Below are 22,438 nucleotides of genomic sequence, written 5' to 3' on the forward strand. Positions count from 1 at the left end.
CCGATGCTCGATCGAAGGGGAGCGGCGATGAGAACGAGACGGCGAATGACGAGGCGGCGGTTGTCCCTCGGGGGCGCCGCGGTGGTGCTGGCCGGCGCGGCGGCCGTCCCCGGGGCGAGCGCCGCGAACGGTGCCGGGGCCGCCGGTGACCGGTGTGAATTCACCGTCCAGAAGGACGTCCCCACCACGATGCGGGACGGGACCGTCCTACGGTCCAACGTGTTCACTCCGAAGGGAGACGGCGACTTCCCCGTCATCCTGATGCGGCTGCCGTACAACAAGGAGCGCGCGGAGAACATCTTCTACGCCGACCCCGACTTCTACGCGAAGGCCTGTTACCTGGTCGTGGTGCAGGACGTCCGCGGGCAGTACAAGTCGGACGGAACCTTCTACGCCTACCGCGACGAGGCCACCGACGGGTACGACACCATCGAGTGGGCCGCGCGGCTGCCGCGCTCGAACGGCAAGGTCGGCATGTACGGCTTCTCCTATCCCGGGTTGACGCAGTGGCTTCCGGCCACGCTCCGGCCGCCGCATCTCGTCACCATCGTCCCGGCGTTCACGTCGTCCGACATCTACGACGGCTGGACGTACGAGGGAGGCGCCCTGTACCAGTCGTTCACTCAGTCGTGGCCGCTGTTCTCCCTAGCCAACAGTTCGGTCGACCGTCTGCCCGACGGCGAGAAACTGAGCGCGGAGATGAACCAGGCGTCAGGGGACCTGTTCCGCAAGTGGTACTGGTACCTGCCGTTGAAGAAGTTCCCGCCGCTGTACCCGAAGGACGAGCGCGTCGCGCCGTACTTCTACGACTGGATCAAGCACCCGAGTAACGACTCCTACTGGAAGCGCTGGAGCATCCGTGACCGGTACCCGCAGGTCCAGGTGCCGTCGCTGAACTATGGCGGGTGGTACGACATCTTCCTCAACGGCACGGTCGAGAACTTCGCCGGGATGCGCGCCGAGGGCGGCACGCTTACGGCCCGGCAGGGCACGAAGATGCTCATCGGACCCTGGACGCACGGCGGCTCCGGCCGCAGGACGGGCGCGATCGACTTCGGGCAGGACGCCGTCGTGTCGATCGAGGAGGTCCAGCTCCGCTGGTTCGACCACTGGCTCAAGGGCGCCCGCAACGGGGCCGACAAGGACCCCGCCGTGAAGATCTTCGTGATGGGCGCGAACAAGTGGCGCACGGCCGACAGTTGGCCGATACCCGGCACCGCGTACACGAAGTACTACCTGCACAGCAACGGCGACGCGAACACCATCACCGGCGGCGGCACGCTCAGCACCAGCCCGCCCGCGGAGGGGGAGGAGCCCGACCGCTACCGGTACGACCCGGACAACCCGGTGCCGAGTTTCGGCGGACGGTTCCAGGCCTCGGTGCCCGGCGGCCCGCACGACCAGCGGCTCATCGAGCAGCGGCCGGACGTCCTCGTCTACAGCACACCGCCGTTGCAGCAGGACACCGAGGTCACGGGGCCGATCTCGGTGACGCTGTACGCGTCGTCCTCGGCCCGCGACACCGACTGGACGGCGAAGCTCACCGACGTCCACCCGGACGGGAGTTCGATGCTGATCCGGCACGGGATCCAGCGGGCCCGGTACCGGGTCTCGCTCGAGAAGCCGTCGCTGATCCGCCCCGGAAAGGTCTACAAGTACACGATCAAGCTGTGGCCGACCAGCAACGTGTTCAAGGCGGGCCATCGCATCCGGCTGGAGGTCTCCAGCAGCAACTTCCCGATGTTCGACCGTAACCCGAACACCGGCCACGAGTTCGGCACCGACCGCGGGACCAGGACCGCCGACCAGACGATCCGTCACGACCCCGAGTACCCGTCGTCGGTCACGCTGCCGATCATGCCGCGTCCGATCGACTGAAACTTTTTACACAGACAGTACTTAGCGAGTCGAACGACCCTCCACGGCCGGTGCTCCGGCAGGTGCGACGCCCCAGGTGACGCCTGCCGGAGCACCGGCCGTGGCCACATCCGGACCGAACCGCGCTTCCGTTCCGACCGCCGCCGGCCTGCGCGTCGGACGTCGAGGAATGTCGCGAGCCCCGGTCCCGTGGGCGGTCCGGCCCCCTACCGCCGAATCCTCGGTCGGGGGAGGTTTAGCGCACGCGGATCGGGAAGATCCAGCATCACGTCATTGACGGATGCTTCCGGAAGAAATACTTTTCTCAGAAAGTAAGAGACCTGGTGGCCGGGAGGCCCGTCATGGTGACCTATCAGTACCGCTGCGCCCAGTGCGGACCGTTCGACCTCACGCTGCCGATGGGCGAGGCACGACCAGAGCAGCGCTGCGCGCAGTGCGAAGGCACGGCCCGCCGCGTGTTCACCGCGCCGACCCTCACCCGTCCCGGCGCTCCGCTGACCCGGGCGCTCGACGCCCAGGAGGCGAGCCGGCACGAGCCGCGGGTGGTGACCTCGCCGCCTCCGGCGGGGCGCCGTCCGGCGCCGCCGTCCGATCCGCGGCACGCGCTGTTGCCACGGCCTTAGGGGGATCTCATGGGAAGCGTGGGCCTGCTCTACGTCGGCGCGGTTCTCTTCGTCAACGCGATGATGCTGCTGGGACGCGTCGAGGCGCGCTCGGCCGCACCCATCAACCTGTTCGTGGGCGCGATGCAGGTCATCCTGCCCACACTGCTGCTGGTCGCCGCGGGGACCGACGTCAAGCTGATCAGCGCGGCGGCGGGCATCTACCTCTTCGGCTTCACCTATCTCTACGTCGGCATCGGCCTGCTGGCCGGTCTCGACAACACCGGCGTCGGCTGGTTCTCGCTCTTCGTGTCCTTCTCGGCGATCATCTTCGCGCTCATCAACTTCTTCGACGTGGATGATCCTCCCTTCGGCGTCATCTGGCTCTCCTGGTCCTACCTGTGGTTCCTGTACTTCCTCGTCTTCGGGCTCGGTCGTGAGGAACTGACCGCGTACACGGGATGGATGACCCTCGTCAACGCGCTGGGCACCGTCACGATGCCCGCGTTCCTGCTGCTCACCGACAACTACACGACGGACACCTGGTTCGCCGTCGTCCTGGCGGTCTGCGTCGTGGTCCTCGCCGTCGCGCTGTGGCCCCTGACGCGTCCCGGACGCGGCGGGGCCGCCGCGCCCGGCCAACCGGCCACCGGCCCCTGACCGCGCGCCGCGCCGGGCGCCGCGTTCCGGCGCCCGGCGTGCGGCCCTCGCAAATTCCGAAAACTCCAAGGCACCTATCTCTGGGAGGACTCATGCCCGAAGTCGTGTTCAGCGTCGACCAGGCCCGTTCGATGCGAGATCAGGACGTGCCCGGCCACAACCGGTGGCACCCGGACATCCCGGCGGCCGCGACCGTGCGTCCCGGCGCGGAGTTCCGCGTCGAGTGTCGCGAGTGGACCGACGGCCAGATCGGCAACAACGACTCGGCCAACGACGTGCGCGACGTGAACCTCGCGCCCTGCCACATGCTGAGCGGACCCATCGCCGTCGAGGGCGCCGAACCCGGCGACCTCCTCGTCGTCGACATCCTCGACATCGGCCCCGTCCCGCAGGAGACCGGGCCGGTGCCTGGGCAAGGATGGGGTTACACCGGCATCTTCGCCAAGCAGAACGGCGGCGGCTTCCTCACCGACTACTACCCGGACGCCTACAAGGCGATCTGGGACTTCCACGGTCAGCAGGCGACCTCGCGTCACATCCCCGGCGTGCGGTTCACCGGCATCACCCACCCCGGGCTGTTCGGCACGGCCCCGTCCCCGGACCTGCTGGGACGGTGGAACAGCCGGGAACAGGCACTGATCGACACCGACCCGACCCGGGTGCCGCCGCTCGCGCTGCCGCCCCTGCCGGACGGGACCCTCGCCGGGACGCTCACGGGGGACGCCCTGGCGAAGGTCGGCGCGGAAGGGGCGCGTACCGTCCCGCCGCGTGAGAACGGCGGCAACCACGACATCAAGAACTTCACGCGCGGCGCCCGCGTGTTCTACCCGGTGCACGTGGCGGGCGGCCTGCTGTCCGGCGGCGACCTGCACTTCAGCCAGGGCGACGGAGAAATCACCTTCTGCGGCGCCATCGAGATGGGCGGGTTCATCGACTTCCACGTCGACCTCATCAAGGGCGGCATGGAGAAGTACGGCGTCACCAACAACCCGGTCTTCATGCCCGGCAACGTGGAACCGCGCTACTCCGAGTTCGTGTCGTTCATCGGCATCTCGGTCGACCACGACTCCAACACCAACTACTACAACGACGCCACCATCGCCTACCGCAACGCCTGCCTCAACGCCATCGAGTACCTCAAGACGTTCGGCTACAGCGGCGAGCAGGCGTACCTGCTGCTCGGCGCCGCGCCGATCGAAGGACGCGTCAGCGGCGTCGTCGACATCCCGAACGCCTGCTGCTCGCTCTACCTGCCCACCGAGATCTTCGACTTCGACATCCGTCCGACGGCCGAGGGCCCGCGCCGGGCCGACCGCGGCCAGTGCGCCGTCTCGTCCTGACCCCACGACGACACACGACGAACCACGACGACCGGTGAGGGCGGTTCACGCCGCGTCGCCCTCACCGTCCTCACGGCCCGGTCCCCGCACGGGGACCGGGCCGTCCCTTTCCCGGTCATTGCGGCGCGGGGCCCGATGTGCTCCGCTGGAGAGGCGGCGTCACTGTCAGCGACCTTTCGAATGCTGTAGCTTCGAGATGTGGGGTCGGAAATGCGCGATGGACGGCGGCTCACCCAGTACGCGCACGGCGGCGGATGCGCCTGCAAGATTCCGCCCGGTGAACTGGAGGAGGTGGTCGCCGGGCTCGGCGCGGACGGCCGGGGCGACCGGGACGACCTGCTCGTCGGGCTGGACTCCGGCGACGACGCCGCCGTCGTGCGGATCTCCGGGGACACCGCGGTGGTGGCGACCGCCGACTTCTTCACCCCCGTCGTGGACGATCCCTACGACTGGGGACGGATCGCCGCCGCCAACGCGCTGTCGGACGTGTACGCGATGGGCGGCCGCCCGCTCGTGGCGGTGAACCTGCTGGCCTGGCCCAGGGAGGTGCTGCCGTTCGAGATCGCTCGCGAGGTGCTGCGGGGCGGACGGGACGTCGCGGTCCTCGCCGAATGTCATCTCGGCGGCGGCCACAGCGTGGACGACCCCGAACCCAAGTACGGAATGGCGGTCACCGGGATCGCGGAGGCCGCGCGGTTGCTGCGCAACGACCGGGGACGCGCGGGAACGCCCCTCTCACTCACCAAACCCCTCGGGCTCGGCGTGCTGAACAACCGGCACAAGACCACCGGTGAGGTGTTCGAACAGGCCGTGGCCGTGATGACCGAGCTCAACCGGGCCGCCGCCGAGGCGGCGCTGAAGGCCGGCGCGACCTGCGCCACCGATGTCACGGGATTCGGGCTGCTGGGCCACCTGCACAAGCTGGCGCGGGCGTCCGGCGTGTCCGCGGTGATCGACGCCGCCGCCGTCCCGTACGTCGACGGCGCCCGCGAGGCGGTCCGCGACGGCTTCGTCAGCGGCGGGACCAGGCGCAACCTCGACTGGGTCGCGCCGCACACCGACTTCGGCGCGGCGGACGACGACACCCGGCTGCTGCTGGCCGACGCGCAGACGTCCGGCGGTCTTCTGGTCGCCGGGGAGGTACCGGGCGCGCCGATCGTGGGCGAACTGGTCGAGGCCCGCGAGCACAGCCTGCTGGTGCGCTGAAACGACGCCGCCCGGAGGTGCCAGTGAGCGCCACCCGGGAGTGAGCTCAGTCGCAATGTTGAGGTCGTCGATAGGTACATTGACCTGGGAGTGTGACCGGATTAGTGTTCGGAAGAAGAACACTTGTTTGCCATCCGAACCAACGGCTAGTTGGCGATAGGTCGATGACGGTGCGGGACGAGTCGAAGGACGAGGTCCGGGGGGCGCACTTCGTCCAGTCCCTGGAACGCGGCCTCAACGTGATCAGGGCGTTCGACGCGTCCACGCCCCGGCTGACGCTCAGCGAGGTCGCCCAGGCCACCGGCCTCACCCGGGCCGCCGCCCGCCGGTTCCTGCTCACCCTCGTCGACCTCGGCTACGTGCGGCTCGACGGCAGGCAGTTCTCGCTGACCTCGCGCGTGCTCCAGCTCGGCTACGCCTACCTGTCCGCGCTGTCGCTGCCCGACGTGGCCGAGCCGCACCTGGAGATGCTCGTGGCGATGGTCAACGAGTCGTCGTCGGTGTCGGTCCTGGACGGCGACGACATCGTCTACGTGGCGCGCGTCCCGACCACGCGCATCATGACGGTCGCGATCAACGTGGGCACCCGCTTCCCCGCCCACGCCACGTCCATGGGCCGGGTACTGCTCGCCGCGCTCCCCGAGGACGAGCTGGAAGAGCGCCTCGCCAGGATGGAGCGGCGCTCGCTCACCGCGCGGACGATCACCGATCCGGCCGCGCTCCGCACCGAGATCGGCCGCGTCCGCACGCAGGGATGGGCGCTGGTCGACCAAGAGCTGGAGGAGGGCCTGCGGTCGATCGCCGCGCCCGTCCGGGACGTGTCGGGCCGGGTCGTGGGCGCCGTCAACGTCTCCACCTCCGCGAGCCGCACCGCCACCGGGACGATGCGCCGCGAGATGCTTCCGCTGCTGCTCGACACCACCGCCAGGATCGAGGCCGACCTGCGCGCGGCGCGCGGCTGACCTCGCCCCGCCGACGGGGGCGATGAGGACATGGGGAGGACGAGGACCATGCACGTGATCGCCACCGCCGGCCATGTCGACCACGGCAAGTCCACGCTCGTCGCCGCCCTCACCGGCATGGAGCCCGACCGCCTCGCCGAGGAGCACAGGCGGCGGCTCACCATCGACCTCGGGTTCGTCTGGACGACGCTGCCCGGCGCGGGCGAGGTCGCGTTCGTCGACGTCCCGGGGCACGAGCGGTTCGTCGCCACCATGCTCGCCGGGGTGGGCCCGGTGCCCGCCGTGCTGTTCGTCGTGGCCGCCGACGAGGGCTGGATGCCGCAGAGCGCCGAGCACCTGGAGGCGCTGAACGCCCTCGGCGTGTCCCGCGGCGTCCTCGTCGTCACCCGCTCCGACCTGGCCGACCCGGCGGCGGCGATCGAGGAGGCGCACGAGTGGATGGCGGAGAGCACGCTGCGCGACCTGCCCGCCGTCGCCGTCAGCGCGGTCACCGGGGACGGGCTGGACGACGTCCGCGCGGCCATCGCCGACCTGGTCGCGGACCTGCCCCCGCCGGACACCGCCGCGCCCGTCCGGCTGTGGGTCGACCGGTCGTTCTCCATCCGCGGCGCCGGCACCGTCGTCACCGCCACGCTCGGCGCGGGCACGGTCCAACCGGGTGATGAGCTGCTCAACGCGACGGGGCGTGCCGTCCGGGTGCGCGGTGTCGAGGCGCTGGGGGAGCCCCGCGACCGGGTGACGGCCACCGCGCGGGTCGCGCTCAACCTGCGCGGCGTCGACCGCGACGACGTCCCGCGCGGCCTGCCGCTGCTCACCCCCGGCGCCTGGCGCCCGGCGGACTCGATGGACGTCGAGCTGCGCCCCACCACCTCGGCCCCGCTCCCGGAACACCTGATCCTGCACATCGGCACCGCCGCCGTGCCGTGCCGCCTGCGCCCGCTCGGGCCCGCGCACGGGCGGCTGCGGCTGGACCGGCCCCTGCCGCTGCGGTACGGCGACCGCGCCGTGCTCCGCGACCCGGGACGCCGCCGGATCGCCGCCGGGCTCGTCGTCCTCGACGTCGACCCGCCCCCGCTCACCCGGCGCGGCGCGGCCAGGGCGCGGGCCGCCGAGCTGGCGGGCGTGCGCGCCGCGAGCGACGTCACCGCCTCCCACCTGCGCCGCGGCCCCCGGCGCGGCGCGGAACTGGCCGCGATGGGCCTGCCGACCGTGGGCGCCCCCCGGCACGGCGACTGGTGGACGGGCGACGAACGCTGGGCCGAGTACGCGGCGGAACTCGCCGAGGCCGAGCGGCGGCACCGCGCCGCCCATCCGCTGGAGCCGGGAATGCCGGTCGCCGCCGCGGCCCGGCGCCTCGGCCTGCCCGACCCCGCGCTGGTGCCCGTGCTGGCCGCGGACGCCGGGCTGGACTGCGCGTCCGGGCTGCTGACCCCGCCCGGCGACGTCCCCGGCCTGCCGGACGCGCTCGACCGGGCCGTTCGTTTGCTGGAACGCGACCTGGCCGCCGACCCCTTCGGCGCGCCCACCGCCGACCGGCTCGCCGAGCTGGGCCTGGGCAACGCCGAGCTGGCCGCCGCCGAACGTTTCGGCAGGCTGCTGCGCGTCGCGCCCGGCATCGTCCTGCTGCCCGACGTCGATCGCCACGCCCTGAAAGTGCTCGCCGAACTGCCCCAACCGTTCACCTTGAGCGACGCCCGCCAGGCGATGCGCACCACCCGCCGCGTCGCCGTTCCGCTCCTGGAACTGCTGGCCGCCCGGAACCTGTCCCGCCGCACCGAGGACGACCGGCACATGATCCGCGACCCTGACTGACCGGTTCATCGATGTCCGACGAGAGGTGCACGGATGGCCGTGCGGGGCGGTGGTGACTCGGAGGGATACTCCCGTCCCGCGCAAGTAGGCGTCGGCGGACATGGGAGTTGTCGGGGCAGTTCGGCGTCCCTCCACGCTCACGCTTCGGTGAGAGGACTTGGGCGCCCGTCTACCGGCTGGGTGCCGTCCGGTCCACGTGGGCTGACCGCAACGAGGGTTACCGCGCCCGTTTTCGGTTACTCAAAGAGTGTATTCAGTCACTCTCGGTCATGGAGGTTGTCATGCGTGTTCGTTCACTGTCGTGGGCCGTTGCCGCCATCACCGGGGCGGTGGCCTGGATCGCGGGGAGCGGTCCTGCCCTGGGTGCGGTCGGCTCCGCCTCGGCCATCATCGTCTATGACTGCGCCGGCGTGGTCTTCAACCCGGTCACCGCCGAGGCGACCGGTCATGGTTGCGCCCGCGGCGCCGACGGCGCACCCGGCCTCACCGGGTACGCCCTGAACGACCAGGCGCAGGGAGAAGAGTACGCGTGCGACAACGTGAGCACCTCTCCGGACCCGAAGGGCGGGCTGATCGTCTCCGGCACCGGATGCGAACGGGTCGTCGCCCCGTAGAGCGTCGCGGACGGCCTGAACCTTCAACGGGGAACCGGGCGGCCGATCCCGGCTCCACCTAGGGCCGGTGATGACCCTGAAAAATCCGGCCAGTTCTGGCTCGGGCCTCACTGGCGCATCGGGCTGCCCCGGAGAACTGCGCGGCATCGCCCAGGGTTGGGAGTTCGCGCCATTGAGTGGTGCGAACTCACCGAACCGGCCCGACCGGGGCAGTGTTAAGAAATGAATTGCCTGGCGACTCACTGTAGGTTGACGGCTTCTCAACGTGACCGTTCTTGAGGCGGTCAACGGCGTATCCCGCACCTCTCGGATAATTCTGTGAACTCGTTGCCTTCCCTGCGCTATAGTCCTGCCGTTTTCATCCCATCCCCCCGCGCAAGGAAGCAGATGAACCTCGATTTCAGTGTTGATCCCATGTTCTCGTGGTATGTCGTCGCCCTGATGGTCTCGGGCTTACTGATGGCCGGTGCGGCGGCGCTGCCGGGCTCCAAGCCGCTGGAGCGTGTCGCGTACGTCGCGCTGGGCATCGCGATGCTCGGCTACGGCATCTACCTGGGCTTCGTTTTCGACGGCGGTGAGTACTCGATCTTCTTCTACGTGTTCGTGGTGCCGCTTCTGGTGCTGGCGCGGGCGTTCCGTGCCGTGACCGGCCGCACGGAAAGCGCCTGACGAATATCGCCCCCGCTCCTGTGCGGGTGGTGGCTGTGAAGCCGGTCGCCGGCGAGGTCGGCGGCCGGCTTCATCGGCGTTAAGGCTGCGCCAATTGCATCAACGCGCCGCCCACTCTGCTGCTACTCGGGCTTATTCGTGGAAGAAGCCACGGAACCCGCCTCTGTGAGCAGTGGCCCGGCCAGGAGGTACGGGGCATGATGGTTGCATGAGCGACGATCAGCGGCAGGAGAGCCCGGCGGACCGGTGGCGGTCCCTTCCCCCACGCATTCCCCTCGAAGACCTGGTGGCCATACAGGAGGTTCCCCCCAAACCGCAGGTCGTCGCGGAGCCCGGAAACGTCAAGCTCGAAGAGGCCATCCGCTATCCCGGCTAGGGCGACCGGCTCGATCGGTGGGCCGCCTTGTCACGAGCGGGAGAAATCGGCTGCGGTCATGCCGGGCGGATGGCCGGGGGGCCACTGGACGAGTTCGATTCTGTAGCCGTCGGGGTCGGTCAGCCATGACGTTCGGATTCCCGGGCCCGGTTCGGACGGAGGCTCGGCGATGATGCCGCCGTCCGCGAGGTCGGCGATCGTGGCGTCGAGGTCGTCCACCTGGATGACGAGGTGGTTGACGGCGCCGATGTCGTTGACCGGTCTCGCGGGGTCGTGCACGAGTTCGAGGCTGGCGAAAGGATCGTCCGGCAGTTGAAGCATGGTCAGGCTGCCGAATCCTGACTCGGGAACGCTGCCGAGTTCGGTGTACCCGAGCGCGGTGTAGAAGGCGAGCGAGCGTTCCAGGTCGGTGACCCTGAGCCCGAGGTGCAGCATGCGCATGCTCGGCACAGTAGTGCCGGACGAGGGGCGTCCCCCGAGGCGACGCACGTTCGGTCGGTGGGGGGAGCGGGCTCACCCGCGGGAGGGAGGCTCTCGGGAGGTGGCCCGGCGAGGATTCGGGCATGACAACGCTCGCTGTTTCCCGGCCTTCCCCTCGTCCCGAGCCCCCGACCCGTCCTGAGACCTGGCCTGTCACTGCGGTGACGTGGTTCATCGGAGTCTTCATCGCGGTGTGCGTCGTCCTGGTCGCGTCCAAGCCGCTTCGCGGTGAGAGCTTCAACGGCACCGATGGTGTGATCGCGCTCGCGTGCGGGCTGCGGGGGCTGACGATCGCGATGGCGCAGGCGACGATCCGTTCGTGGGGTCGCCGGGTGCCCGGCTGGTTGCTGCTCGGCGGGCTGGCGGGCGCGGCGGGGCTCCAGGCGTTCTATCCGCTCGCCGAACTGGTGATCAAGCTGGCGGTGGTGGTGGGGCTGGTGGACGAGACCGGCCTCGGCGCGACCCATACCGACGCCACGGCCTGGTTCAATCTGGTGATGACCGCGCTGATCTGGGGCGTCCCCGGCGCGCTGCTGGGACGAAGCGCGATGCAGTACCGGCGCCGGGCGGGCGTGCGGTTCCGGTGGGTGCTCCTCGGCATCGTCGGAGGCCTGGCCTTCCTGGGCTCGCTCGGCGTCGTGATCGGCTGAGGCCCACGCCGCATGCCCTAGATGTCGAATGGAACTTCTGCGGCGCTCAACGGCCCGGATGAGGTGGTCCTATCGGCGATATTCCATGGATGTGGCGGGCGGACGCGGGCCGCGTCCGCCCGCCACATCCATTGTCGGGGGCCGCTTCTCAGCCGAGGGCGACGGCGTTCATGTACCAACTGGTGTGGGGGAGCCACTGTTCGCCCCACCGCCAGTCGTCGTCCTTGCCGGTCTTGGCGAAGCCGTGGTCCCACAGGATGCCGCTGCCGTCCTCGTTCTTGCCGGTGATGCCGTTGACGACACCGCCCGCGGTCTGGAGGAACTGCCACGACCCGAGCCACAGATACTGCGGGTTGTTCTGGCCGGAACCGTCGAGCATGCACACCTCGTAGGGGTTGGCGCCGAGGATCCAGTCGAGCTGGTCCGCGGCGTACGAGCGCAGCCTCGCCGAGAACGCGCGGTCGTCGGAGAACGCCCGCGCGGTCAGACGCGCGGCCGTCGCGAGTGAGGCGATGCGCGCGTTCTCGCCCTGCCACCACTGGTCACGGGCCCGCGGCGTCACGTTGTGCGGGAAGAAGAACTGGGCGGCCCGGTCGCCGTTTCCGTCCTGGACGAGCTGGCGGGCGTATCCGAACGGGTTGGTGACCTCCCCGGTGACCGACAGTTCGAACAGCATCGACCGGCGCACGGCGTCCAGCACCCGGTCCTTGGCTTCGCCGTCGGCGATGCCCGCGTAGGTGAGCAGCGCGACGACCGGGAGTCCGGCGTCGGACGGGTGGAAGTAAGGGCGGTCCTCGTCGTCGGCCCGCCAGTAGTCGCGGTAGTCGCGCCAGGTGACCAGCCGGGACGCAAGGCTCGCCGCGCGTTTGTCGGCGCTCTTCCTGTAGGTGTCGTCATCGGTGGCCCGATACAGTTCGACGGCCGCGAGCAACGCGTTGTAGTCGTCCTGGATGTTCTCCTTGCCGTCATTGGTGAGCCGGGCATTGTTGGCTTCGAGATACGCGAAGGCGACCTTGGCGGTCGACAGGTACTCGGCGCTTTCGTAGTCGCCTGACACGTCGTGTGTGCTCGCGATGGCCAATGCGGCGATCGCCACCCCGCCGCCCTCGCGGAAGCAGACCTGTTCGGTGCCGAGGGTGCGCTTCAGCGGGTCCTTCGGGGGGCCGGGCTGGCGGATGCCGCTGTAGAAGGACTGTTCGGGAACGTGCACGCGCCGGATGTAGTCCGCTCCGTACAAGCCCTCGTCCTGCATCCAGGTGCGCAACTGTGTGAAGTTCTCGTCTTTTCGTGCGGTCAGTTCCCGATGGGAGACGAACAACGACCACGCGGTGAGCGGAAGTTGCAGGGTGTTGAAATAGGAGAGGCTCGACAACTGCGTGAAATGCTTACCGAAATCGCCGGTCGCGTCGTACCAGCCGCCGTGCGCGTCGTACGTCTTCCCGGTCCTGCCGAGCGGCACATGACGGTCGAACTTGTCGTACTGGCCGGAGCACCGCCAGCCCTTGAAGTGATGGACGACGTGCGAGAGCGTATACCGCTCCAGCACCGTCGCCTCGATCTTGAACGGTGCCGAGCGGGCCGCCCCCACGGCGACGAAGTAGTCGCCGGGCCGCTCCACCCGGGAGAAGTCGGCCGTCCAGTAGCGGCGGTCGTCCCAGTCCGCGACCCGGCCCGCGTCGACGAGCGGCCCGCTGAGGACGGTCTCCCCGGTGGCCGCGTCGACGAGCCGGAACCCTCCCGGCGGCGAACCCGCCGTGACGACCACGCGCTTCGGCGCGGCCGGGTCGAAACCCACATTATTGAGGAGGACCCGCGTCGTCGCGTCGTCGGGTTCCCGAGGCGCCGCCCCGGTGCCGGCCGCGGCCTCGCCCGGAGCGCCCACGACGGCACCGGCCGTGTACCCGGCGCCCACCGTGGCCGCTCCGATCAGGAAGCGTCGGCGGTCGTGCCCAGTTCTCATGTCGCACCACCCTGGTGTCGCTTTGATCCCCCGATCCCATTAGTTGTCCGATTTCTCGGTATCACGGTGGGGAACGACGTCAACCCCGGGCGGGCTGCGGGTGCGCTATCCGGTGATCGGGACGCGCTGGTCGGTGAAGATGTCCAACGGCAGGAACGCGGACACCAGGAAGTTCGGCACGTTCACCACCTGGCTGATCCTGAGATCGACGGCGACACTGCAGATCGCGTACGCCTGCTGGCGGCTCCAACCCCGCTCGCACAGGTGGTCGACCATGTTCAGCACCGCGTTGCGGGCGGCGAGGGACACGTCCTCCGCCACCACCGTGGCGCCGTCGCGGCTCATCGACAGGCCCGTGGTCGCGAAGAACCGGCGCGGCGCCGCGAACTCCGGCGCCACCCAGTACTCGTCGCGGGAGAACCTCGGGGCGGTGATGCCCTTCTCCCGCGCCTCGCCCTTGTGCACGGCGAACCGGACCCGCAGCGTCGCCCGCATCTCGATCGCCGTCCCGCACGTCTCGCCGTCGCCCTGCGCGAAGTGCGCGTCCCCGGCGCTGAACAGGGCGCCGGGGGCGTCGACCGGAAGGAACAGGCGGCTCCCGGCGGTGAGCTGTTTGATGTCGACGTTGCCGCCCTGCTCTCGCGGCGGGACGGTGCGCAGCCCGGTGGAGGCGATCTCCGGCTTGGACGGCACCGCGCCCGCCGCCGACGGAGGCAGCGCCGGAGCGCCGAGTTCCAGGACCGTCCGCTCGCGTTCGGTGATCCGCCGCAGCGTGTCGGGCCCGGGGGCCAGCCCGATCGTCCCCATGAACGGGGCGCCCGGGATACGGACGCCCGGCAGGTCGGCCGACGTCGCCCAGCCGTCCGCGATCGTCCAACGGACGAGGAACGGATCGGGAAACTCGTCGCTCAGGAACCCGACACCCGGCGCTTGCGCGGTGAATCCGAACGCGTCGGGCGTTACCTCCAGGATCTCCACTTCGAGGAGGTCGCCGGGCTCGGCGCCCTCGACGAACACCGGGCCGGTCAGCGGATGCACCACGCTCAGGTCGGCCGCGGCCACCGACTCCGCCGTACTGGACATGTCGAACTGCCCGTCGAACGCGTCCCGCGTCCCCAGAACGACCTCGTCGCCCGGCGCGCAGGACACCACCGGCGGGATGTCCGGATGCCAGCGGTTGTGACCGGTGCCGGGCTCCTCGCGCAGGGACAGCGCCGGGTCGATGCGGATCTCATGTACGGCCATCCGGACATTCTCCCTATGCGGGGCTGTGGATGGTCGTGAGGGTCCGCGCCGACCCGGCCCGGTGTCAACCGCTCTCGCCGAGTCGGAGCCGGTGGTGCAACCTGCGGAGTGGCCTCGGCGCCCACCAGGTGGACTCGCCGAGCAGCGTCATCGCCGCCGGGACGAGCAGGCAGCGCACCAGCGTCGCGTCCACGGCCACCGCGACGGCGAGCGCGACGCCGAGCTCCTTGATGCCGAGCAGCTCACCGGTCGCGAAACCGGCGAACACGATGATCATCAGGAGGGCGGCGGAGGTGATGATCCGCGCGGTCCGCTGGAGGCCGCGCTCGACGGCGAGGTGGGTGGGAGTGCCCTGGTCGTACAGCTCCTTGATGCGGGACAGCAGGAACACCTCGTAGTCCATCGACAGCCCGAACGCGAACGTGAACACCAGCACCGGCACCCAGACCTCGATGCCCCCGGAGGAGGTGAAGCCGAGCAGGCCCGCGCCGTGACCGTCCTGGAACACCCAGACCAGCACCCCGAAGGACGCGCCGAGCGACAGCGTGTTCACCACCATCGCCTTGATCGGGACCAGCAGCGACCCGGTCATCGCGAACAGCAGCACGAACATCGCGACCGCGATCCAGGCCGCCGCCCACGGCAGCGCGCGCCTGATCTCGGTCATATGGTCTTCCAGGACGGCGGCGCTCCCGGTGACCCAGGTCCGGAACTCCGGTCGCTCGGCCCGCAACGTCTTCACCAGGTCACGCGCGGCCTGCCCCTGCGGATCGCCCGCCACGTGCACCTCGATCAGCGACCAGCGCGGCGACAGCGGTTCCGGTGACTCGACCGCCGTCACCCCCCGCTCGGCCCGCACGGACGCCGCGTACTTCGCGGCCTTCTCTGCCGGTGCCTCGGCGACGATGAGGAGCGGGTCGAGGGTCCGGCCCGGGAACCGCTTCGCGACGGTCTCCTCGAACTGGCGCGGACCGGCGTCGGCGGGCAGCGCCTGCACGCGTGACAGCCGCGGCTCCGCGTCGAGGAACGGCACCCCCGCCAGCAGCAGGACGGCGGCGACGGCGACCAGGGTGAGCACCGGCCTTTTACGGGTCGCCCGCGCCATGCGGGCGAACAGGCCGTCGTCGGCACCCGCGCCCTCGGCCGACCGGCTCGGCTTGATCCGCCTACCGGCCAGCCCGAGCAGGGCGGGGACCAGGGTCAGCGACACGAACAACGCGACCAGGACCACCGACAGCGCCGCCGCGCCGAGGGCCTGGAACGTCGGGACGTCGAAGATGAACAGGGCCGCCACCGACGCGCAGACCGTCATCGCCGACCACGCGACGGTCCGTCCCGCCGTGGCCATCATGCGGCCGACCGCGTCCTCGACGGCGAGACCGGCTCCCCGCTCCTCCCGGTAGCGGTTCACCATCAGCAGGGCGTAGTCGATGGACACGCCCAGCCCGAGGACCGTCGTCACCGACGCCGAATCGGGATCCAGGTCCATGAGGTGGGAGAAGCCGTAGAGGGCCGCGAACCCACCGGCGATCGACCCCAGGGCCGCGAGGATCGGCAGCCCGGCGGCGATCAGCCCGCCGAACACGAACACCATGACGAGCAGGGTCAGCGGCAGCGCCACCGTCTCGCCGTGCTCGACGTCCGCGCGGGACTGTTCGGCGAAGGCGCGTCCGACCAGTTCGGAGCCGCCGAGGTGCACCTCGGCGCCGGTCCGGCGGAGCTCGTCGAGCCGCGCGGCCACCGCGTCGACCGTGTCGCGCTCCGTCCCGTCGGACAGGTTCTTGGCGAGGTCGACGTGGATGAGCAGCGCCCGCCCGTCCGGGGCGATCAGGGACCGGTCGGACGAGCCGTACGGCCCGCGCGCCACCGCCACGTGCGGAATCCGCCGCACGTCCGTGACGGCCTGGTCGACGGCCCGCCGCAACCCCGGATCGTCGACCGGCCGACCGGCCAGCACGGCGCTGACCCGCGGCCCATGCGGTCTGGCGGCCGCGAGCCGCTCGCTCCCCGCGACCGACTCCATGTGCGCGCCGTGGAACTCGGTGCTGAACCGGTCGAAGACCCGGTTGCCGACGACGAACAACGCGATGGCGGCTACCAGCCAGGCCAGCGCGACCGGTCTCCGATGCCGGTAGCAGAAACGTCCGAGTCGTTCGAGCACCCCACACCCCCTGTGGTTCTGGGCTTCGGTGACGTCCAACGGCAGCCCGCCACCGGGAGCGGGGCGTTCGCGGTCACGGCGCCGCGCGGGGTCTGAGGCCGTGGTCTCAGTCGTGCGGGAGGCAGTGGTCGCGGAGGGCCCGCGGCAGTTGGCTGCGGTTAGTGATGCTGAGCTTACGGTACGTGCGCGTCAGATGTGCCTCAACGGTGCGACGCGTGATACAGAGCCGCCGGGCGATCTCCCCGTTGCTGAGTCCCTCACCGGCGAGGACGGCGACCCGCTCCTCCCCGTTGGTGAGCAGGTGAGGGGGCGGGCGCCGCAGCCTGCCGCCCGCGACGACGAGTTCGTCCTCGGCGCGGGCGACGAGTTCGTCGGAGCCGCAGACGACGCCGAGCGTGAGACCTTCGCGCAGGTGGTGCCGCGCCTCCCGGTTCCGGCGGCGGCGGCGCAGCTCGGCGCCGAGGTCGACGTGCGCCTGCGCGGTGTCCAGCCGGGCGCGGGTCCCGGCGAGCAGCCGGGTCGCGCGCAGCAGCGCGTCGGGGTCGCCGTGGACGACGCCGAAGGCGTGCAGGGCCAGGCCGAGATCGAGGTGGCCGCCGGACGGATCGGTCGCCGCCCGGTCCGCCGGGGCCGCCGCCCGCGCCACGTCGAGGGCCCGGGACGCGAACCGGCGGGCGTGGTCGCCGAGGCCGGTGCGGTGGGCGAGCACGGCGGCGCGGGCCCGCCGGGACGAGATCAGCGCCGGGGCGTCGGACCGGCCGTCCAGCCAGTCGTGGAAGTTCAGCAGGTCGGCGCGGGCGCGGTCGACGTCGCCCGCCGCGACCCGGACCTCGGCGCGGGTGACGAGCAGCACCGCGTCCCACCACGCGGAGGTGAGGCGGTCGAAACCGGCCGTGGCGTCCAGGGCACGGGCCGCCGCGGCGGTGTCACCGGACCGGACGGCGGCCTCGGCCTGACCGGTGAACGCCAGCCGGAGCAGCGCGGAGGTCCGGGCGGCCCCGGCCTCGACCAGCCTCGCCTGGGCCTCGGCGAGCCCGCGGCGGGCCACGGCGAGCCGCCCGGCGGACAGGGCGAGATGGCCGCGCATCAGCAGCGCGACGGCCTCGTGGCACAGGTCGCCGCGCTGGCGGGCGCGTGCGGCCTCCCGGTCGCACGCCTCCTCGGTGAGCCGGCCGGCGCGGAACTCGCCGAGACAGTCGACCAGCAGGTCCAGGTGTCCGAGACCGGCCCGGGGCACCCAGCCCGCCGGGACGGGCGAGGTGGTGAACAGCGACCGCAGCGGCCCGCTGCCGGCGACGGGTTCGAGGGTGCGGCGGGCCTCGTCGTGGCGGCCGAGATGGAACAGGGCGGTGGCCTTGCCGACCGCCGCGTCCGCCAGCAGGCGGGGGACGGCGGTCAACGCCGCCGCCCGGTCGAAGCAGGGCGGCGCCCCCGCGATGTCCCGCCGCAGGAACGCCCGGCCGAGCTCGATCACCAGCTCCGCGCCGGTGGAGGCCGGCAGGTTCTCCCGCAGGGCCCGGTCGATGAGGGGGGCCGCGCCGGGACCACGATGCAGGATCTCGGCGTGGGCCGCCGACAGCAGCGTCTCGGCCGCCCACGGCCGGAAGCCGGGGGAGACGTGCAGGAGATGCCGCGCGATCCGCTCGGCCGGGGACCGGCGGCTGCGCAGCCGGCACGCCGCCGAGCCGTGCAGCGCCGCCCGGACCGTGGCGGAGGTGTGCGCGACGACGGTGGCTCGGACCAGCGGATGGACGAGACCGGCCCGGTCCGCGCGCACGAACCCGGCGGCGGTCAGGGCCCGGACGGCGTCCTCGCAGTCGTGCTCCAGCAGCCCGGTGACATGGGCCAGCATCTCCCGGTCGGCGGCGTCGCCGAGTTCGGCGATCGCCGAGACGACGGCGCGGGGGGCGAGCCGCTCCAGGTCCGCGGTCACGCGGGCGGCGAGCTCCGGACCGGCCGCGGTCTGGTCGGTGACGGCGACACGGGTGTCCAGGAGCCGGATCGCCTCGCGGAGCAGCAGCCGGTTGCCGCGGGTGAGGCGCCAGCAGACCTCACCCGCGGCCGCGGCCGCGAGGTCGGACGCGCCGGAGGCGTGGCGGCGCGCCACCTCGACGGTCTCGCCGTGCGTCAGCGGCTCCAGCGTGACGACGCCGTGGCACACGCCCCCGCCGGCCAGTTCCGCGACGCCGGCCGGGTCGGACGCCGGTTCCCCCTCCCGGACGGCGACCACGATCAGCAACGGCAGGTTCTCGATGCGCCGGGTCACGTAGCCGAGACACGACAGGGACGCCGGGTCGACCCACTGGACGTCGTCCACGCACAGCAGCACCGGAGAACGGCGGGTCAGGCCGCGCAGCACCCGGTACAGGGTCGGTCCGCAGTCGGGGAGCGAGCCGGGTCGTCCGTCCAGGCCCTCCAGCGCGTCCATCAACTGTTCGACGAGCCCGAGGGAAACGTCACGCTCGGCGATGTGGCCGAACATGCGCAGCGTCCGGAAGCCTCCCTGCTCCGCGTGCGAGGCGGCGGCGCGCAGCAGTGTGCTGCGCCCGGACCCGAAGCTGCCCCGGACGAGCAGCGTCCCCCCTTCACCACGGCGAACGCGTCGCAACGCCGTGGTCAGCGCGTCGAACGGCGCGCCGTCACCCCAGTCCCAGCGCGGCCCGGCGAACGAAACCCTCCCGGCGGTGACCTCCCGCGCGGGCGCCCCCGGGTGCAGGACGGGTCGCCCCGACCTTTCCAACATCCCGTACCCCCGGATTTTTTCAGGCCGCGGCGGCCTCGATAGCGCTCTCGGCGCGCGGGTCCGGCACCGGTGCCGGGTGCGAGGCCACCATCTCGAAGCCGGAGCGGTCGAGCAGGTCGCGGTACTCGGCCTCGGTCCGGTCGCGGCCGGTCACCATGACGAGCATCAGCAGGTCGACCAGCTTCGCGGGGCTGAACCCGTGCCCCTCCGGGATGAGCTTCTCCAGGATGACCAGGCGGCCGCCGGGTTCCATCGCGGCGCGCACCGTCCGCAGGATCCGGACGGCCTCGTCGTCGGACCAGTTGTGGAGGCAGCGGGCGAGCACGTACAGGTCGCCGCCGGACGGCACTTGGTCGAAGAAGCTGCCCTCGACCAGCTCGACGCGGTCCAGCACCCCGGGCCCGGCACCGGCGAGCCGCCCGCGCGCCTGCCGGACGGCCTCCGGTAGTTCCAGCAGCACCCCGCGCATACCGGGGTGCGCGCGCAGCGTGTCGGCGAGCAGGTTCCCCGTGCCGCCGCCGACGTCGACGAGCGTGCGGACGCCGTCCAGGCAGTGGCTCGCGGCGAGCACGGCGGGCGTCTCGCGCAGCCCGCCCATGGCCGCGTTGAATCTGCGACTCGCCTCGGCGTCGGCGTCCAGGTACTCGTAGAAGCCCATGCCGTAGGCCTTGTCGAAGGCGGGCCGTCCGGTGCGCGCGGTGTGCATGATCTCCGCGAAGGAGCGGAACACCTCCTCCCCGTACATGATCGCGCCGAGCCGGGCGGACCGCGCGGCGTCCGAGCGCAGCAGTGCGGAGGCGTCGGTGAGGCCGAAGGTGCGCGGGCCCGGCTCCTCGAAGAGGCCGACCGCGGCCAGCGCGCGCAGCATCCGGTGCAGCGCCTCCGGATGGGCGCCGCAGGCCGCGGCGAGGTCGTCGGCGGTGCGCGGGCCGTCGTCCAGGAGGTCGGCGACACCGAGCTTGGCCATCGCGTAGCCCGCCTGGGCCAGCCAGCTTCCGGACAGGACGCTCAGCAGCACCATCCGGTCGACGCCGCCGATGTCGCCCTCGGTACCGGCGTCGGTGGTGCTCGTGTCGGTGATGGTCGTGTCGACGGTGCTCGTGTCGATGCTCGGGTCGGCGGTCGGTGTGTCGGTGGTTCGCGCGTCGGACGGTGGATTCACGGCGGTACCCCCGGTGGAATTCATGTGCGTGGACTGATCAGGGCGGGCAGGGAGCGGTTCACGCCCAAGTCGATCAATTTCGTCCTTACCCACACGATTCTGTAATGCCGCACGAGCATTATGCAAGGGCGAAGTAGGGAGCATCGTCTAGCATTTTGTAGCAGGCGAGATATCGCGCTTGACAGCGCACCGGAGCGCGCACACACTCCTACTGACCACCGGTCGGTAACAATTGGGGGAGCTCCCGTGGCCCGTCGCGCATCGCGTCGCGGACACCGCCTCGCGCCGCTGGCGGTCCTGTTCCTCAGCGCCTTCATGGCCCTGCTGGACGTGACCGTGGTGACCGTCGCCGTCCCCGACATCGGCGCCGACCTGTCCGCCGGGCTGTCCGCCCAGCAGTGGGTCATCACCGCCTACACGCTGTTCTTCTCCGCCTTCCTGCTGACCGGCGGGACGCTGGGGGACCGGTACGGTCGCCGCCGCGTCCTGCTGGTGAGCGTGGCCGCCTTCGCCGTGACGTCGGTGCTCTGCGGCCTGGCCCGGTCGCCCGGCATGCTGATCGCCGCCCGCGCGCTCCAGGGCCTCGCCGCCGCGGCCATGCTGCCCGGAACGCTGTCGCTGATCGCGTGGATCTATCCCGATCCGAAGGAGCGGGGCCGCGCGATCGGCATGTGGAGCGGGGTGGCCGGGCTGGCGCTGGTCGCCGGTCCGGTGCTCGGCGGCTGGCTGGTCGGAACGTACGGCTGGCCGGGCATCTTCTTCCTGAACCTGCCGGTCGCCGTCCTCGTCCTGGTTCTCGGGCCGCGGACGCTGCCCGAGGCGCGCGGCGGGCGCGAGGGGCTCGACGTGGCGGGGCAGCTCACCGCCGTCGTGGGCGCGGGCGCGCTGGCGTACGCCCTGATCGAGGGCGGGACCGAGGGCTGGACGTCCCCGCGGATCCTCGCCGCGTTCACGGTGGGCGCCGTCGGACTCGCGGCCTTCGCGGTCGTCGAGACCCGGGCCACCGACCCGATGCTGCCGCCCGCGCTGTTCCGGCTGCGGCCGTTCCTGGTCGGCAACCTGGTCTCGTTCCTGCTGGGGTTCGGCCTGTTCTCGATGTTCTTCTTCCTGTCGCTCTACATGCAGCAGGTCAGGGGCGAGTCGGCGCTGCACACCGGGCTGGCGTTCCTGCCGGGCTCGGTCGCCATCGTGCTGACCGCGCCGCTGTCCGGCCCCCTGGCCGCGCGACTCGGGCAGCGGCTGACGATCGGCCTCGGGTTGACCGTCTCGGCCGTGTCGCTGCTCACCATGCACCGGCTCACGGTGGACGCGGACTACGGACGCTGGTGGTGGAGCCTCGTGCTGATGGGCGCCGGGATCGGGCTGGCGCTGAGCCCGACGACGGCGCTGGTGCTGTCGTCGGTGTCGCGGCAACGGTCCGGGGTGGGGTCGTCGATCGCCAACGCGCACCGGCAGTTCGGCATCGTGTTCGGCGTCGCCGTGCTGGGCGCGCTGCTCACCGAGCGGTTCACCGCGCTGGTCAGCACGAAGTTGGACGGCCTCGGCCTGCCGCCCGCGGAGCGCGATCGGGTCGCCGACGCGTTCCTGCGCGAGGGCGGGTCGGCGGCGACCGGCGCGAACGCGTCCCCGCGGCTCGCCGAGCGGGTGATCGCCGCCGCCGAGGAGGCGTTCGTGGCGGGGCTGCACGACGTCCTCACCGCCGGAGCGATCGTGCTGCTGGCGGGGGCGGCGGTCGCGGTGGCGCTTCCGGCAGGCTCGCGCGGGCGGGCGGGCGCGGACGCCGACGAGCTCCGGCCGGTATCCGCGCCGGGCGCCGAATAATTCCGACAAGGCCGACCAAACGGAAATCCTATTTCCGTCCGGCGAACAGTTGTACCGTGCGAATGCATTTGCATTGCGGGGTCGGCGGTCGGTGGCG

The 22,438-nt window shown here is 71.3% G+C and carries 18 protein-coding genes; 12 read left to right on the plus strand and 6 right to left on the minus strand.

Features of this window, described 5'->3' with window-relative positions; genetic code table 11:
• Nucleotides 1-45: 45 nt before the first annotated feature.
• The 10 genes from D0T12_RS22435 to D0T12_RS35485 all read left to right on the plus strand — a co-directional run bounded on the left by D0T12_RS22435 (nucleotide 46) and on the right by D0T12_RS35485 (nucleotide 10,119).
• Nucleotides 46-1,878 carry a CocE/NonD family hydrolase gene (locus D0T12_RS22435; protein WP_117401660.1) on the plus strand — a complete coding sequence of 611 codons (1,833 nt, stop codon included), beginning with the start codon at nucleotides 46-48 and terminating at the stop codon, nucleotides 1,876-1,878.
• A gap of 341 nt (nucleotides 1,879-2,219) precedes the next feature.
• The gene (locus D0T12_RS22440; protein ID WP_117401661.1) at nucleotides 2,220-2,501 is read left to right on the plus strand and encodes an FmdB family zinc ribbon protein; all 282 of its coding nucleotides are present in this window, start codon (nucleotides 2,220-2,222) and stop codon (nucleotides 2,499-2,501) included.
• 9 nt (nucleotides 2,502-2,510) lie between these two features.
• Nucleotides 2,511-3,140, plus strand: a complete 630-nt coding sequence (locus D0T12_RS22445) for an AmiS/UreI family transporter (protein ID WP_117401662.1) — start codon at nucleotides 2,511-2,513, stop codon at nucleotides 3,138-3,140.
• A 92-nt stretch (nucleotides 3,141-3,232) separates the two neighbouring features.
• Nucleotides 3,233-4,480 carry a formamidase gene (gene fmdA, locus D0T12_RS22450; RefSeq protein ID WP_117401663.1) on the plus strand — a complete coding sequence of 416 codons (1,248 nt, stop codon included), beginning with the start codon at nucleotides 3,233-3,235 and terminating at the stop codon, nucleotides 4,478-4,480.
• Nucleotides 4,481-4,690: 210 nt separating this feature from the next.
• Nucleotides 4,691-5,686 (plus strand): selenide, water dikinase SelD, encoded by a 996-nt coding sequence (gene selD, locus D0T12_RS22455; RefSeq protein WP_117401664.1) that lies wholly within the window; start codon nucleotides 4,691-4,693, stop codon nucleotides 5,684-5,686.
• Between the two features lie 164 nt (nucleotides 5,687-5,850).
• Entirely contained in the window at nucleotides 5,851-6,648 is a 798-nt protein-coding gene (locus tag D0T12_RS22460; protein ID WP_117401665.1) for an IclR family transcriptional regulator domain-containing protein, read from the plus strand.
• A gap of 48 nt (nucleotides 6,649-6,696) precedes the next feature.
• On the plus strand, nucleotides 6,697-8,460 hold the full coding sequence (selB, locus tag D0T12_RS22465) for a selenocysteine-specific translation elongation factor (protein WP_117401666.1): 1,764 nt from the start codon (nucleotides 6,697-6,699) through the stop codon (nucleotides 8,458-8,460).
• Between the two features lie 281 nt (nucleotides 8,461-8,741).
• Nucleotides 8,742-9,074 carry a hypothetical protein gene (locus D0T12_RS22470; RefSeq protein WP_117401667.1) on the plus strand — a complete coding sequence of 111 codons (333 nt, stop codon included), beginning with the start codon at nucleotides 8,742-8,744 and terminating at the stop codon, nucleotides 9,072-9,074.
• 387 nt (nucleotides 9,075-9,461) lie between these two features.
• A complete protein-coding gene (locus D0T12_RS22475) occupies nucleotides 9,462-9,743 on the plus strand; it encodes a hypothetical protein (RefSeq protein WP_147339596.1) in 282 nt (93 codons plus the stop codon).
• 208 nt (nucleotides 9,744-9,951) lie between these two features.
• Nucleotides 9,952-10,119 (plus strand): hypothetical protein, encoded by a 168-nt coding sequence (locus tag D0T12_RS35485; protein ID WP_158581587.1) that lies wholly within the window; start codon nucleotides 9,952-9,954, stop codon nucleotides 10,117-10,119.
• Nucleotides 10,120-10,149: 30 nt separating this feature from the next.
• On the opposite strand, the gene D0T12_RS22480 is transcribed toward D0T12_RS35485, so the two are convergent.
• Nucleotides 10,150-10,560 carry a VOC family protein gene (locus tag D0T12_RS22480; RefSeq protein WP_117401669.1) on the minus strand — a complete coding sequence of 137 codons (411 nt, stop codon included), beginning with the start codon at nucleotides 10,558-10,560 and terminating at the stop codon, nucleotides 10,150-10,152.
• 200 nt (nucleotides 10,561-10,760) lie between these two features.
• Between D0T12_RS22480 and D0T12_RS22485 the strand changes: the two genes are divergently transcribed.
• Nucleotides 10,761-11,249 carry a hypothetical protein gene (locus tag D0T12_RS22485; protein WP_117401670.1) on the plus strand — a complete coding sequence of 163 codons (489 nt, stop codon included), beginning with the start codon at nucleotides 10,761-10,763 and terminating at the stop codon, nucleotides 11,247-11,249.
• Between the two features lie 148 nt (nucleotides 11,250-11,397).
• Here D0T12_RS22485 and D0T12_RS22490 read toward each other — a convergent pair whose 3' ends face one another.
• From D0T12_RS22490 to D0T12_RS22510, 5 genes are all read right to left on the minus strand, one after another.
• On the minus strand, nucleotides 11,398-13,209 hold the full coding sequence (locus D0T12_RS22490; RefSeq protein ID WP_117401671.1) for a glycoside hydrolase family 9 protein: 1,812 nt from the start codon (nucleotides 13,207-13,209) through the stop codon (nucleotides 11,398-11,400).
• 105 nt (nucleotides 13,210-13,314) lie between these two features.
• On the minus strand, nucleotides 13,315-14,454 hold the full coding sequence (locus tag D0T12_RS22495) for an acetamidase/formamidase family protein (protein WP_117401672.1): 1,140 nt from the start codon (nucleotides 14,452-14,454) through the stop codon (nucleotides 13,315-13,317).
• Between the two features lie 64 nt (nucleotides 14,455-14,518).
• Nucleotides 14,519-16,615 (minus strand): MMPL family transporter, encoded by a 2,097-nt coding sequence (locus tag D0T12_RS22500; RefSeq protein WP_117401673.1) that lies wholly within the window; start codon nucleotides 16,613-16,615, stop codon nucleotides 14,519-14,521.
• A gap of 106 nt (nucleotides 16,616-16,721) precedes the next feature.
• Nucleotides 16,722-19,358 (minus strand): AAA family ATPase, encoded by a 2,637-nt coding sequence (locus tag D0T12_RS22505; RefSeq protein WP_117401674.1) that lies wholly within the window; start codon nucleotides 19,356-19,358, stop codon nucleotides 16,722-16,724.
• Nucleotides 19,359-19,377: 19 nt separating this feature from the next.
• Nucleotides 19,378-20,520, minus strand: coding sequence for a methyltransferase (locus tag D0T12_RS22510; RefSeq protein ID WP_147339597.1), 1,143 nt, complete (start codon nucleotides 20,518-20,520; stop codon nucleotides 19,378-19,380).
• A gap of 246 nt (nucleotides 20,521-20,766) precedes the next feature.
• Between D0T12_RS22510 and D0T12_RS22515 the strand changes: the two genes are divergently transcribed.
• Nucleotides 20,767-22,341, plus strand: coding sequence for an MFS transporter (locus tag D0T12_RS22515; RefSeq protein ID WP_158581588.1), 1,575 nt, complete (start codon nucleotides 20,767-20,769; stop codon nucleotides 22,339-22,341).
• The last annotated feature ends 97 nt before the right edge of the window (nucleotides 22,342-22,438 follow it).

It is taken from the genome of Actinomadura spongiicola (genome assembly GCF_003432485.1).
Classification (GTDB): Bacteria; Actinomycetota; Actinomycetes; order Streptosporangiales; family Streptosporangiaceae; genus Spirillospora; species Spirillospora spongiicola.